This is a genomic window from Polaromonas sp. (genome assembly GCF_031411155.1).
Classification (GTDB): domain Bacteria; phylum Pseudomonadota; class Gammaproteobacteria; order Burkholderiales; family Burkholderiaceae_C; genus Polaromonas.
The window spans coordinates 1-12,376 of record NZ_JANOAL010000081.1 but is presented as its reverse complement, the minus strand read 5'-3'; the positions used below and the strand labels follow the sequence as shown (position 1 = coordinate 12,376).

Below are 12,376 nucleotides of genomic sequence, written 5' to 3'. Positions count from 1 at the left end.
GTTCACCCAGGTCGGCGCCGCCGCACCGGGCAAGGTCACCGCGATCGACACGCACTGGATCTGGCAGGACGGCCAGCGCCTGACGAAAGAACCGCTGCAAATCGTGGGTGGCCTGGTGCAGGTGCCGAAGAAGCCCGGCCTCGGTGTCGAGCTCGACATGGTGGAGGTCGAAAAAGCCCACCAGCTTTACCAGCAGCACGGCCTGGGCGCGCGCGACGACGCCGTGGCCATGCAAAGTCTGCTGCCAGGCTGGAAGTTTGACCCCAAGCGGCCTGCGCTTGACCGCTGAAGGCGTGCACAATCCGGGGCTGTACCTGAGTCACTCCGCCCATCCATTCCCCGCATAAGGAACTGCGTCATGCCACTTGTCGTTTTCAACCAAAAAGGGGGGGTGGGCAAGTCCACCATCACCTGCAATCTGGCCGCCATCAGTGCCAGCCAGGGCCTGAACACCCTGGTGATTGACCTGGACCCGCAGGGCAACTCCAGCAGTTATTTGCTGGGCGCCCAGGCCCGTGACGAGCAGCCCAATGTCGCGGGGCTTTTCGAGCATTCGCTGGGCTACAGCTTTCGCGCCGTGCCGGTGGGTGACTTCATCGTCGCCACCCCGCACGAGCGGCTGCACCTGATGCCGTCCAGCCCGGCCCTGAATGAACTGCAGCCCAAGCTGGAGTCACGGCAAAAAATCTACAAGCTGCGCGAAGCCCTGCAGCAACTGGCCACGGTGTACGACCGCATCTACATCGACACGCCGCCGGCGCTCAACTTTTACACCCGCTCGGCCCTGATAGGCGCGCGCGGCTGCCTGATTCCGTTTGACTGCGACGACTTTTCGCGCAAGGCGCTGTACACGCTGATGGACAACGTGCAGGAAATCCGCGCCGACCACAACCCCGAACTGGTGGTCGAAGGCATCGTCGTCAACCAGTTCCAGGCGCGCGCCAACCTGCCCCAGCGCCTGGTCAACGAACTGATAGAAGAAGGCCTGCCGGTGCTGCAGCCCTACCTGCCGTCCTCGGTCAAGATCCGCGAATCGCACGAGCAGTCCCTGCCCATGATTTACATGGAGCCGAACCACAAGCTGACGCAGGCGCTGGTGGCTTTGCATGGGGTGTTGCGGGGTGGGGAGGTCAAGGCGGAAGCAAAGAGTCGGCGCCGTGCCTGACGTCAGTCGTCGGCGACGGCACGGGTCAATGCTGATGGTGTGGAGCCCTTCAGATGCCGTAGCCGACGCCGTGATTCTTGCCGACGAAAGGTGCGGTTGAGGCTAAATGCCTAGTGGAAGTTCGCGTGCATCAAAGCCCATGGACTGCATTTCGCGGCGGAAATGCGTCATGGCCAGCGGGAAGGCTTGCGCTACCAACACGTATTGATAAGGCTCATGCTCAAACAGAGGAAGAATCTGCGCCTCAGTTGCCGTGGCCGGGTAGTCAAACCTGGCTTCGTAGCTGCCACTGAATTCGGCCAACTGGTCTTCTGCGCCTGCTTTGGATGCTTTAGCCAAAAGATCAATCTTCACGATAGCTTGCAAGGGCGCAGCAACGTCTTTCGCCGCGCCCAGGCCAACCTCAATCGTCTGGGTGAGCTGAATATTCCATGGCTCATTTCCACTTGAGACGGCCTTGTTCTCTCCGTGAAAGCTGGTAGCTCGAAGCGAAACCAGCTTCGGGCGCAAGCTGGCTATTTCCATTGCTTTTCCTCATTGAGCGCCGTCGTAAAAGTTGCCCTCGCCGAAGTGCGGACGCTGCCACCCCGAAAACCAGCCATCGAAACAACGTTGGTTGCTGGAACGGTAACTGTGCGTGTTTTCTCGATGGTTTCGGCTTTCACGGCAGGTGCCAGCTCAGCGGTCATTCCTTTTTCCTCGGCCAGCTCCCAGAAAGAAACCTCGCTACGGCGAATCAGTCGCAACAGCGAATCCATTGACTCGGACTGCGAAACGTCATCGTTTTCGTACTTGCTGAACGCCACAGGCCCGCCACCAAATAATTTGGCGGCCTGGGTTTGCGTCAGCTTGTATTTCTCGCGCAGTGCGCAAATTTCGGCACCCGTCAGCAAGCCATCGACCGACTTGCGAAACGCCATGATGGCGCGCTTGTTCAGCTTGCCTTCCTTGGCCCCCGCAAAGTCCGAGTGGCAGGCATCGCACAGCCGGTAGTGTGAGGGCAACATCGTCGTTTGCCCTTTGTATTCGCTCTCAACCATCTCCACGAGCGAGGTCACATGACCTTCGCCACAAATCGGGCAGAGCTCTTTCGTTTCCATGTCTTTCTCCACGTCTAGCTGGTATGGCAGGAAACTACCAAAACCAAATTGCCAGTTTTACCAATCGCAAATTTCAAAAAATACGCAAACGTGTCGCGCTTGCCGGTGCCAGGCACTTCCTCGACCCGCCGCACTTTGTAGGCATCACAGGCTGCAATGCGGCCACTGCCGTTTTCGCACCATTCAGAGTCAATGTAGTCACGGTCTTTGAGGCTCTTAATGAGTGCAGCAACTTCCGCGTAATCTCCAGCGAAAAATTTACCTACATCGTTTCGGCACTTTTTGGTCCATGCCAGGAGCTTGTCTTCATCCTCTGCCAATGCCTGTACGCGCGCCAAGTCGTACAGCGGGCCCACAGCAATCTTGAACCGCCCAAACTCTGTTGGCGGATCTTGACTGTACTCCGAAAGGATGTTGAAAGTTACCATTATGGTAATTTTTTAGATGAGAGACGGGTGATTGCTGGATATTTAACCATGGTTTTCGATGCTTTTGCCCCACACCCCGTCCAATCACGGCTTTTACCTTGGCCGCCATGCGGCGGATCAGTTCGCGGTTGGCGTTAACGAGGGCCTGCTCGGCTTCGATCTCGGCGACGATGGCGCGTTGGGTGGGGAGGTCGGGGAGTGGAAGCGGATAAGACTTGAAATAGCCGCTGTGAAAACTTTGCACGGTCACGCCTGCACGCCCTGCGGCGTGGCATTAAACGCCAGCAGGCGCTGAATGGCCAGCAAGTTGGCTAAGGTCATGTTCGGTTCCCATCAAAAAAATCTTCGGTTTTGCCAGCAGGTCCAGAACAAAAGGGTCCTGCTCCTGGATGCGGCGTTGGAATTCCTCGGCGCTGTAGACCACGGGATTGATCTCGCGGCCCAGCTCGGCTTGTGCCGGGTGGGTGGCTCGCACCACGTCGGCAAAACCCGCGTCGGCGATGACCAGCACATCCACGTCGCTGCTGGCGGTCTCTAGCCCGCTGGCCATGGATCCGAAAAGTAGCGCCACCGGCGGTTTCAACGGCCTCAGCGCGTTGGTCAGGATTTCCGCTGCACCGGTGGTTTTGCGCAGCAAACCTGCAAGTTCCGGGAAGACCGGGCATTGCTTGTTAGCCTGGTAGCGCACCTGGTTGCCCTGCTCTTTGCGCAGCAACAGCCCCGCTGCAGCAAGCCGCGCCAGTTCTTTGTGCAAGGTGCCTGCGGCGGTGTGTGTGAGCCGGGCCAGTTCACGGACGTGGTAATCCGTGTCCGGATGGAGCAATAACTGGCTCAGCACCTTTTTGCGGTAGCTTCCAAAGAGAAGGTCGGTCAGCATATGTAGCTTTAGTTGCTTCGATTGCAGCTTTAATTGCTACTAACGAAGTGTTTTTGGCTACATAAACTGGTTCAAAGGCAGGTAATCTTTCACGTACTCGGTATCGGACCCCTGGCATGCTTGCGAGACGCGGCGAAGCCGGCATTTTGCCCGTTTCGTGGATCATTTTGGCCTGTGGCCCAGGTGGAACGTGCGTCAGTAGCTATGAAATTTGTAGCGTCACGGTGCCATGCCAGAAGTCAAGGGTCTCCCCTCGTGCATTTTCTGGCGCCATCTCTCCCTCGCCGGAGCGCAGCAAAATGTCGCTCTGAACCGCCTTGACCGCAAGCGTGCGGCGTTCAGCGCCGCCCCCGGGCGGCTGATTACTTTTGACAAGCCGTTTGCCCGGTGCGCGGCCAAGCTCAAACACAAGCCCGCTGTGCAAGCGCCTTGGTGGAGCAGCCCTTGAACGCGTCAATAGAAAAAGCGGGCGAAAAAACGGGGGGTCTTGCAAGACAACAAATGCATGACTGCAAGACCTTTGACCGCACTTTGACTCTCCACCATCAAATCGATGATGCCGGGAACAGTCGGCGCAGATCATCGGGGCCAGTCAAGTGTGGTTGCCTCCCCGAAGTACGTGAGCATCGTCGCGGTCGGCAACTTGCAGCATCTATCCCTTGGGCGCGGGGTAGGCCAATTTTCCCGCGTTGCCCATCACTTCCGTGGCTTCGGCAACGGTATAGAGCTGTGAAGTCTTGAGCGTGCGGATATGCCCGGCAAGCCCGACAGCGACGACTGCGGTGGCAGCGACCTTGGCATCGGGCGCTTCGTAGATGATGAAGCCGTCATAGTCACCCGCCATGTAATACATGCTGATCAAACGTCCGCCCAGCTTTTCCATCAAGGCTTTCACCGGAATGCTGCGGTCCTCAGGATTCTTGGCCAGTTTTTGCCAGCCTTCGCCGTTGTAGACAAAGCTTGTCATGTAGGTGGGCATACATTTCTCCTCCCGCCGATTTGCGGCGGCGCCTGCCACGGGATGTGGCAGCTGCGACTCTATACCCCGGTTCCTTCCAAGGCAATCCGCGTAGTTTTCCGAGTAAGGGCGCATCCGTCGCGCGCAGGCCCTCTGCACCGGACCGTCGAAAGCTGCGCATTGCAAGAGGGGCGGCAACAGGAGTAGCATCCTTGTCCGGCGCTTTTCGGTTGAAGACCTGATCCCGCGCCAATAAAGATCGGTGCGGCCTGCGGCCGTGGCTGAATTTGCATGATGGGCCAGCGCGACGGGGCCGTCGCTGGCCGATTCAAGGTGTCAGGCCCCCTATGCCCACAGGAGAAAAAGCATGGCTACCTACATTGCACTTTCCAACTTTACCGATCAAGGCATTCGCAGCGTCAAGGACACCACCAAACGTGCCGATGCCGTCAAGGAGGCTGCGGGGAGGTTTGGGGCCAAGATGACGCAAATCTACTGGACCCAGGGTGCCTATGATGTCGTGGCGATCATCGAGGCGCCGGACGATGAGTCGGCCACCACCTTCGCCTTGGCGATTGGCGTGGCGGGCAATATTCGCACGCAAACCCTGCGGGCCTTCTCCAAGGACGAGATGAACGGCATTCTTGCCAAATTGGCCTCGTAGCGCAGCGGCCCTGTTGCGGCTTGAGAGGAGATGAACCGGGCCTGTCGTGAAAAGCGATTGGCGACCATCTCCCGGCGCGAACGGGGGAGGTGCCTGTGAGCTGCCGAAGCAGGGCGCGCTGGGCAGGCGGTTGTGCGCTATTGATTTAATAGCTGAATATGACCGTGTCGATTGGACCAGGCACCAAAATGGCATGGAAATCGCGCAAAAACAAGCCCGCGCATCGGCTTGCGGGACGATTGCTGCACTTTGTGTGAAATTGATAACCATCTGTAAAACAGCAGGGCGGCGGCGGGCAGGGCCTGCAAGACTGTCCCGGCTGGGTCGGTTCGCGGCCCCGCGTTTTGACGTCAACTTCAATCACCAGGAGCGTTGTCATGGCTGAATCCAGAAAAATCATTGCGGTGGTGGGCGCCACGGGGGCGCAGGGTGGCGGCCTGGTGCGGGCGATTCTGGACGACCCGGACGGCGGCTTTGGCGTGCGGGCCATCACCCGTGACGTCAGTTCCGGGCCGGCCCGGCAGCTGGCCCTGCTCGGTGCCGACGTGGTGGCGGCCGACATTGATGACGAGGCCAGCCTGGCGGCGGCGCTTGAAGGCGTGCATGGCGCTTATTTCGTGACCTTTTACTGGGCGCATTTCTCGCCCGACAGGGAGAAGGCCGAGGCCCGCCACATGGCGGCAGCGGCGCGGGCCGCCGGCGTCAAGCATGTGATCTGGTCCACGCTGGAGGACACGCGGCAGTGGATTGCGCTGTCGGACCAGCGCATGCCGACCCTGATGGGCAGCTACAAGGTGCCGCATTTCGATGCCAAGGGCGAGTCCAACAAGGTGTTTACCGAACTGGGCCTGCCTGTCACTTTTTTGTACACCTCGTTCTACTGGGACAACCTGATCCACTTTGGCATGGGCCCCAAGAAGGGGCCAGACGGCCAACTGGCCTTCACGCTGCCGATGGGCGACAAAAAGCTGCCGGGCATCGCGGCCCAGGACATAGGCAAGTGCGCCTACGGCATCTTCAAGAAGGGCGCCACCACCCTAGGCCAGAGCATAGGCATCGCCGGCGAGCAGCTGACCGGCGCGCAGATGGCGGCCGCACTGGCCAGGGCGCTGGGGCAGCCGGTCAACTACAACGCGGTGAGCCCCGAGGCGTACCGCGGTTTCGGCTTTCCGGGGGCGGACGACCTGGGCAATATGTTCCAGTTCAAGCGCGACTTTGAAGAGAGCTATTGCGCCGCGCGCAGCGTGGCGCAATCGCGCGCGCTGAACCCGGCGCTGCAGACCTTCGATGCCTGGCTGGCGCAGAACAAGGACCGCATTGCGCTGGCCTAGCGGGGCCAAGCCAGGCGGCGGGTGGCCCGCTAAATGCTATTAATTCAATAGCTGCATGCGCACTATCTGCCTGGGCTGGCGGCCTAAAAGGCCTCCAAACGGCAGGCGGTTACGGTGCCGTCTGCGGCGTGAAGCGCCGGGCTGACGACCAGGCTCCGGCCGTGCCCGCCGCGTTCACGCCCTGCACGCGCCACCATTGGCGGCTGCTGGCGAGCGGCCCGGCCGTGAACTGCGACGCCGTGACCACCTGATCGACCACGAAGGGCGCGGCGAAGGTGCTCGAATCATCAATCTGGATCCGGTAGGCCACCGCGCCGCTCACGTCGGCCCAGTCGAAAGTCACCGCCTGCGCCGGCGTCGCGTCCCTGGCCGGACTCAGCAGCGAGGGCGCTGGCGGTGCCGTGCTCGCCGGCGGATTCAGCGTCAGCGTGGCCGTCCGGGTGACACCGGCGTACACCGCCGACAGCGTCGCCGCCGTGGAGGTCGTGACCGCGCTGGTGCTGATGGTGAAGCTGGCGCTGCTGGCGCCCGCCGCCACGGTGACATTGGCCGGCGTGACGGCGGCACTCGTGTTGTCGCTCAGCGACACCGTGGCCCCGCCGCTCGGGGCGGCGGCGCTCAGGGTCACGCTGCCGCTGGCGGACCCGCCGCCGACCAGGCTGGCGGGATTGAGCGTCAGCCCGGACAGGGTCGGCTGCGCGGTCGCCGGGCCGACGCCGAGCGCGGCAAACAGGATCGAATCGACCAGCCGGGCCGAGAGCTGGACCGTGGTGCTGGCCGACGGGAAGGTGGTCACAGTGAAGCTGGCACTGCTGGCACCGGCGGGCACCAGCACGCTGGCCGGCACCGTGGCCGCGCCGGGCAGGTTGCTGGTCAGGCTCACGCTGATGCCGCCCGCGGGCGCCGCGCTGGGCAGGGTGACGGTGCCGGTGGCGGGTGTGCCGCCGGCCACGCTGAGCGGGCTGACCTTGAAGCTGGCCAGGGTGGTGGGTGGCGGCGGCGTGCCGGCCGGGTTCACCGTCAGGTCGGCCGAGCGCGTGATGCCGCCGCCGCTGACCGAGATGCGAACGACGGTGGCCACCGAAACCGCGCCCGGCAGCAGCTGGATCAGGCCGCGCGTGCTGCCGGCCGGAATCATCACGCTGGACGACAAAAAGGGCAGCACGGTCGGGTTGTTGCTGGTGACGCGCAGGAACTGGTCAAAGCTGGCGGCCGACGCGATGCTGACGCTGCCATCGACCGAGCCTGGGCCGCCGCCAATCACGGTGGCGGGCAGCAGGCTTAGCGACACCGGCTGCGGCGACGGCATCACGCTGATGGGCGCCTGCACCGTGCCGCCGTTCCAGCTGGCACTGAGGGTGACCGGCGTCTTCACGCCCACGTCGCTCGTGGGCAGGGCAAACGGCACCGAATAACTGCCCTCCGGCACCGTGACGGTGGCGGGCGGGCTGGCCACCGGCGAGTTGCTGCTCAGGCTGACCACGGCGCCGCCGGCCGGGGCCTGGCCATTGAGCTGCACGCTGCCGCCAGCCGGCACCCCGCCGCTGGTGGTGGTCGGCGTGATCGTCAGGGTCTTCAGCGACGGCGGCTGCAGCGTGAACTGGCTGGAGGCGGACACGCCGTTGAGGGTGGCGGTCAGCGTTACCGGCGTCGGCGACGTCACCTGCCCGGCCAGCATCTGGAACTGGGTCCAGCCCTGATTGCCCGGCATCGCGATCGTCGCAGGAACCGGCGCGGCGGCCGGGTTGGAGCTGGCCAGCGCGATGCTGGCGCCGCCGGCGGGCACGGCCGCACTGAGCTGGACCTCGACAAAAGTGTCGTCGCCGCTGTACAGCGGGATCCGCACCGGGGTCACCGACACCGGCCGGGCCGGCGCCGTGCTGACGGTAAAGCGGCCGGTGGCGGACCAGGCGGTGACGGCCGTGGTGGTCGGCGAGGCCATGCCCTGGTGCGAGCGCACGCGCCAGAATTTATTGCCGGCGCTGAGCGACAGCAGCTTGGTGCCCGGCTCGGTCAGCTGCACGGTGGTCGGCGTTTCGTTGGTCGAAAACGTGGAACTGGAGGACACCTGCACCTCGTAGCCCGAGGGTTGCGGGTTGATCGTGTGCGCCCACTGCAGCGTGATCGGCAGGGTCAGTATCGCGTCATTGGCCGGTGCCAGCGGTGCCGGCGGCGGCGGCACCGGGTTGCCGTAAAAAACCGAGAACGGCACCGCGTTCGACGGCACGCCGGCAATGCCGTCGGCGCTCACCGCCTGCACGCGCCCGAAGTAGTTGCCTTCGGGATTGCCGATGGCGAAGCCGGTCGTGGCATCGGGAATGTTGTCGAAGCGGATCGCGCCGACCGGGAAGTTGCGGTCGGTGGAAGCCTCGAAAACATAGCTGGCCGCGCCCGGCACCGCGCTCCAGCTGAACTTCATGTTCTCCCAGGGGTGGAAGGTCGAATAGCCGAGCGGCGGATTAAGGCTGGGCGTGCCCGGCGATGCGGCGCTGGCGCCGGTGACGACGACGTTGCGCGCCGGCGACCAGGCGCCCTGCTCGAAGGCGCTGTTGACCGCCTGGACGCGCCAGAAATAGCTGCCGGTGGCCAGACCGCTGACCGTGCCTTGAGTCTGGCCGCTGGTCGAATCGAGCTTGAGCACGGTCGAGAAACCCGACGAGTTGCTGAGCTGCCAGTTGTAGGCCACGATGCCGCCCGGATCGCTGACCGCTGACCAGGAAATGGTGAACGGCACCAGCACGCTGGCGCCACTGGCCGGCGCCAGCAGCGTAGGCGCCGGCGGCGGCAGCGCCGAGGCAAGACCCGGCAGCAGCAGCGCCGACAGCAGCGACAGCCCCACAATGAAAACACGGCAAATCTTCATGATGCATCTCCTTGGGTGCGCCGCCGGCAATGCGTCGCGTCATCTTCTTGGACTGCCTTCACCCCTGGGCGCCATGCATGGCGGCGCACGGCTGTCCGCCCGGCAATCGGGGCAGGCGGGTCGTGCTGACCCGGCCCGCTGGCGTGATCCGGCGAAGGGTGCAGCGCGCCGCGTCGCTCACCTGCAGATTGCCGGCGCCGTCCGCGGCGACGGTCAGGGCATTGTCCGGGCCGGCGTCTGCCGCCATGGCGCCGTCATTCTCCGCAAGAAGGCTGATGAGGCCCGCGGGCGTGATCTTGCGGATGGCTTTATCGCGCTGGGTGACATACAGATTGCCGGCCGCATCGACCGCAACACTGACGGGAAAGGCGGCGCTGCCGGCCACGGCGGGATTGGCCCGGTCGGGGCCAGCCGCGGCCGGCGCGGGATTGAGCACCACCGTCGTCTCGGCCAGCGCGTTGCGCCGGCCCAGGGCGCTGACGCCGGCGGTCACGCCGCTTACAGTGGCGGCGTCATTTGTAACGGATGCGGCCGGACCGGCGGGATCGGTACTGGCGCCGTTGCCGCCGCTACTGCCGCCGCCGCAGGCGGCGATGCAGGCGACCCACAAGCACAGGCCGGCCTGAGCCGAGCCGCGCCACGCCAGCCGCCCGGCATCGCCGGCGCCGGCGCCGCGTGTCGGGCCGACCGCACGGGGGGCGCAACTGTTCTGCGGAGCAAGGGCGTTGGACATGGTGAACGGTTTTTTCCACGGTAACCGGCCCGGTTCCTTGTGGTGAAGCTATCCGGTAAGCAAATGCAAGATGAACACGGCCAGGGCGGGGCGGCTGGCGCCAGCTGCTTGGGACTTTCCAGCCCGTCCTCAGGGTTTTTGAGCCCCCCGGGTTGCTATTAATTAGATAGCTGTATGTGCTTATAGTTATTGGGCTGGTGGCCAAAAAGTGCAAAAAATGGGGGAAAAGGCCCTCACAGCATCTCTTCCGGCGCCAGCGGCCCGATCACCTTCAGCATCAGCCGCAGCCCGAGGCTGGCATCGGGCTCGCTGCTCGCGTCTTGCAGGCCCGAGCCCTGCGGTGCGCGCCACACCAGCTGGCCGTCCCGCTGTTCGACGCGCCAGGCGCCCTTGTTCAGCGTCGGCTCTATCATGCGGCTGGCCTCGGCGGCCAGCACCGGGCTGCGCACGATCAGGGCGACCTCGCTGTTTTGCAGCTTGGAGCGCAAATCGAGATTGACGGAGCCGACCACCAGCAGGCGGCCGTCCATCACCACCACCTTGGCGTGCAGGCTGGTGCGCGATTGGCCGGTGCTGCCGGCGGATGAGCCGAAGCTGGTGATCGAGCCTTCCTGCTCGGCGCGCATTTCGTAGAGTTCCACGCCCATGGCCAGCAGCGCTGGGCGGTAGCGCGCATAGCCCACATGGGCGGCGGGGGCGTCGTTGGAGGCCAGCGAATTGGTCAGCACGCGGATGCGCACGCCGCGCCGGCGCAGGTCGGCAAACTGTTTCATCATCAGCTCGCCGGGCACAAAGTACGACGAGACGATCAGCACCTCGGTCGTGGACTGCGACATCAGCTGCAGCAGGCCGTCCACGGCGGTGTCCTGCGAGGCTTCGGTGCTGTCGGCGTCGGCGGCGATTTTGCCGGGTTTGTCGACCAGCATGACGGAGGGCGCCCAGGTCCAGGGCAGCAGGCTCAGGTCGGTGGATTCGGGCAGGGCCGGCGGGGGGGCGGAGGCCGCTGCCGCTGCCGGCGGGCTGCTGGGGGCTTCGTTGGTGGCCGAGGCGGGTGCGGCGCTGGCCGGATTGACCTGGGCCGGGGACGAAACGGCGGGCGCCGGCTTGAGCGCCTCGATCTGCGCGGCCGTCATCAGCGACTGCACCGGGTAGGCCTGCGGGTTGTTCCAGTACTGGTCAAAACTGCCCGACAGGTCGCGCGCGATACGGCCGGCGGCCAGGATGTCGATGTCGACGAAGTTGCTGCCTTCGCTCTGGCCGAAGTAGGTCTCGCCCAGATTGCGCCCGCCGGTGATGGCGACGGCGTTGTCGGCGACAAGCATCTTGTTGTGCATGCGCCGCTGCATCCGGTCCACGTCCTTGAGGTTGCTCAGAATCCGGAAAAACATCGAGCTGCGGCCGCCGGGCAGGGGGTTGAACAGGCGCATGGCGATGTTTTTCTCAAACGCCAGCTTCAGCACCTGGGCGTTTTTGCCCGAGGTGTTGAAGTCATCGAGCAGGATGCGGATGCGCACGCCCCGGCCGGCGGCTTCGCGCAGTGCGTCAAACAGGCGCTCGGTGGTGTCGTCGGCAAAGATGGCGTAGTACTGGATGTCCAGCGTTTTCTGCGCCGCCTTGATCAGCGTCATGCGGCTGGTAAAGGCCAGCTCGGCATTGCCGACCAGGGCAAAGCCGGAGTCGTTGCGGGTGCTGGCCTTGGCCGCGCGCGCCGCCACCAGCTGGCCCAGCGGGGTTTCCGACGGGTTGGCCAGGGCGGTCGAGACCGGCCGGTCCACGTCGGTGGGCAGCGAGGCGCAGCCCGCCAGCCAGAGACTCAGCAGCAGCAGGCATAGCCAGCGTGCAGCCCCAGGACGCGGGGACAAAAAGGATGAAAAAGCGCTGGCGGCGCCGGGCGGAACAGGAAGGGGCATGGTGCAAACCACTGTAGCGCAAGCCGGTGGTTTGAAGCCGCTGGCGGCCTGCCATTCTGCCTACACTTGCTGTAGGCCTGCGGCTTGACCCTGCCGCCTTAAACGCCGCTTCCCTTCGCAGCTTCCCTTCGCCTCTTTCCCTTCGCCCTTTGCCTTCAAGGCGACAGCGTTTCCCAGCGCTGCAGCGCGGCCATCAGTTCTTCCTCGATCTTGCTGTTGCGCGCGTTCAGCTCGGCCGCACGTTTGGCGTTGCTGGTGTACAGCGTGCCGTCAAACAGCTCCTGCGCTATCGCCTTTTGCTGCGCTTCGAGCTGCTGGATCAGTGCCGGCAGGCCGTCGAGTTCGCG

13 protein-coding genes and 1 pseudogene are annotated in these 12,376 nt (G+C 64.0%); 5 read left to right on the top strand and 9 right to left on the bottom strand.

The genetic code is table 11. The features are described 5' to 3' along the window. Together RMO23_RS04695 and RMO23_RS04690 are read left to right on the top strand one after the other, a co-directional pair. The coding region (locus RMO23_RS04695; RefSeq protein ID WP_309678945.1) for an enolase C-terminal domain-like protein at positions 1-289 on the top strand (289 nt) is incomplete at its 5' end. 69 nt (positions 290-358) lie between these two features. Then, a complete protein-coding gene (locus RMO23_RS04690) occupies positions 359-1,165 on the top strand; it encodes a ParA family protein (RefSeq protein WP_309678943.1) in 807 nt (268 codons plus the stop codon). A gap of 102 nt (positions 1,166-1,267) precedes the next feature. On the opposite strand, the gene RMO23_RS04685 is transcribed toward RMO23_RS04690, so the two are convergent. Genes RMO23_RS04685 through RMO23_RS04675 form a run of 3 tightly spaced genes read right to left on the bottom strand, consistent with a single transcriptional unit; the run spans position 1,268 to position 2,693 of the window. Continuing rightward, positions 1,268-1,690: a hypothetical protein gene (locus RMO23_RS04685; RefSeq protein WP_309678941.1), complete on the bottom strand. Its 423-nt coding sequence runs from the start codon at positions 1,688-1,690 to the stop codon at positions 1,268-1,270. After that, positions 1,681-2,265, bottom strand: a complete 585-nt coding sequence (locus RMO23_RS04680) for a type II toxin-antitoxin system MqsA family antitoxin (protein WP_309678939.1) — start codon at positions 2,263-2,265, stop codon at positions 1,681-1,683. The genes RMO23_RS04685 and RMO23_RS04680 overlap by 10 nt, the downstream gene beginning before the upstream one ends. Positions 2,266-2,279: 14 nt before the next feature. After that, the gene (locus RMO23_RS04675; RefSeq protein ID WP_309678937.1) at positions 2,280-2,693 is read right to left on the bottom strand and encodes a hypothetical protein; all 414 of its coding nucleotides are present in this window, start codon (positions 2,691-2,693) and stop codon (positions 2,280-2,282) included. Positions 2,694-2,751: 58 nt separating this feature from the next. Here RMO23_RS04675 and RMO23_RS04670 point away from each other — a divergent pair, with 58 nt between their 5' ends. After that, the gene (locus RMO23_RS04670; RefSeq protein ID WP_309678936.1) at positions 2,752-2,988 is read left to right on the top strand and encodes a hypothetical protein; all 237 of its coding nucleotides are present in this window, start codon (positions 2,752-2,754) and stop codon (positions 2,986-2,988) included. Here the strand turns inward: RMO23_RS04670 and RMO23_RS04665 are convergent. After that, entirely contained in the window at positions 2,968-3,570 is a 603-nt protein-coding gene (locus tag RMO23_RS04665) for a nucleotidyltransferase domain-containing protein (RefSeq protein ID WP_309678934.1), read from the bottom strand. The genes RMO23_RS04670 and RMO23_RS04665 overlap by 21 nt on opposite strands. Positions 3,571-4,222: 652 nt before the next feature. After that, positions 4,223-4,549 carry a GYD domain-containing protein gene (locus tag RMO23_RS04660; RefSeq protein WP_309678933.1) on the bottom strand — a complete coding sequence of 109 codons (327 nt, stop codon included), beginning with the start codon at positions 4,547-4,549 and terminating at the stop codon, positions 4,223-4,225. 346 nt (positions 4,550-4,895) lie between these two features. Here RMO23_RS04660 and RMO23_RS04655 point away from each other — a divergent pair, with 346 nt between their 5' ends. Continuing rightward, the gene (locus tag RMO23_RS04655) at positions 4,896-5,192 is read left to right on the top strand and encodes a GYD domain-containing protein (protein ID WP_309678932.1); all 297 of its coding nucleotides are present in this window, start codon (positions 4,896-4,898) and stop codon (positions 5,190-5,192) included. Between the two features lie 377 nt (positions 5,193-5,569). Continuing rightward, on the top strand, positions 5,570-6,523 hold the full coding sequence (locus tag RMO23_RS04650; RefSeq protein WP_309678931.1) for an NmrA/HSCARG family protein: 954 nt from the start codon (positions 5,570-5,572) through the stop codon (positions 6,521-6,523). 109 nt (positions 6,524-6,632) lie between these two features. Here RMO23_RS04650 and RMO23_RS04645 read toward each other — a convergent pair whose 3' ends face one another. The 4 genes and pseudogenes from RMO23_RS04645 to RMO23_RS04630 form a co-directional block, all read right to left on the bottom strand. Beyond that, positions 6,633-9,386 carry a hypothetical protein gene (locus RMO23_RS04645; protein ID WP_309678930.1) on the bottom strand — a complete coding sequence of 918 codons (2,754 nt, stop codon included), beginning with the start codon at positions 9,384-9,386 and terminating at the stop codon, positions 6,633-6,635. A gap of 58 nt (positions 9,387-9,444) precedes the next feature. After that, positions 9,445-10,119, bottom strand: coding sequence for a hypothetical protein (locus RMO23_RS04640; RefSeq protein ID WP_309678929.1), 675 nt, complete (start codon positions 10,117-10,119; stop codon positions 9,445-9,447). Between the two features lie 233 nt (positions 10,120-10,352). After that, the gene (locus RMO23_RS04635) at positions 10,353-12,029 is read right to left on the bottom strand and encodes a phospholipase D family protein (RefSeq protein WP_309678928.1); all 1,677 of its coding nucleotides are present in this window, start codon (positions 12,027-12,029) and stop codon (positions 10,353-10,355) included. A gap of 155 nt (positions 12,030-12,184) precedes the next feature. Beyond that, positions 12,185-12,376, bottom strand: a pseudogene (locus tag RMO23_RS04630) (ABC transporter C-terminal domain-containing protein); the annotation flags it as partial.

Coding starts and splice junctions, on each gene's coding strand:
- RMO23_RS04690 (WP_309678943.1), top strand. CDS start 359: ATGCCACTTGTCGTTTTCAACCAAAAAGGGGGGGTGGGCAAGTCCACC.
- RMO23_RS04685 (WP_309678941.1), bottom strand. CDS start 1,690: ATGGAAATAGCCAGCTTGCGCCCGAAGCTGGTTTCGCTTCGAGCTACC.
- RMO23_RS04680 (WP_309678939.1), bottom strand. CDS start 2,265: ATGGAAACGAAAGAGCTCTGCCCGATTTGTGGCGAAGGTCATGTGACC.
- RMO23_RS04675 (WP_309678937.1), bottom strand. CDS start 2,693: ATGGTAACTTTCAACATCCTTTCGGAGTACAGTCAAGATCCGCCAACA.
- RMO23_RS04670 (WP_309678936.1), top strand. CDS start 2,752: ATGCTTTTGCCCCACACCCCGTCCAATCACGGCTTTTACCTTGGCCGC.
- RMO23_RS04665 (WP_309678934.1), bottom strand. CDS start 3,570: ATGCTGACCGACCTTCTCTTTGGAAGCTACCGCAAAAAGGTGCTGAGC.
- RMO23_RS04660 (WP_309678933.1), bottom strand. CDS start 4,549: ATGCCCACCTACATGACAAGCTTTGTCTACAACGGCGAAGGCTGGCAA.
- RMO23_RS04655 (WP_309678932.1), top strand. CDS start 4,896: ATGGCTACCTACATTGCACTTTCCAACTTTACCGATCAAGGCATTCGC.
- RMO23_RS04650 (WP_309678931.1), top strand. CDS start 5,570: ATGGCTGAATCCAGAAAAATCATTGCGGTGGTGGGCGCCACGGGGGCG.
- RMO23_RS04645 (WP_309678930.1), bottom strand. CDS start 9,386: ATGAAGATTTGCCGTGTTTTCATTGTGGGGCTGTCGCTGCTGTCGGCG.
- RMO23_RS04640 (WP_309678929.1), bottom strand. CDS start 10,119: ATGTCCAACGCCCTTGCTCCGCAGAACAGTTGCGCCCCCCGTGCGGTC.
- RMO23_RS04635 (WP_309678928.1), bottom strand. CDS start 12,029: ATGCCCCTTCCTGTTCCGCCCGGCGCCGCCAGCGCTTTTTCATCCTTT.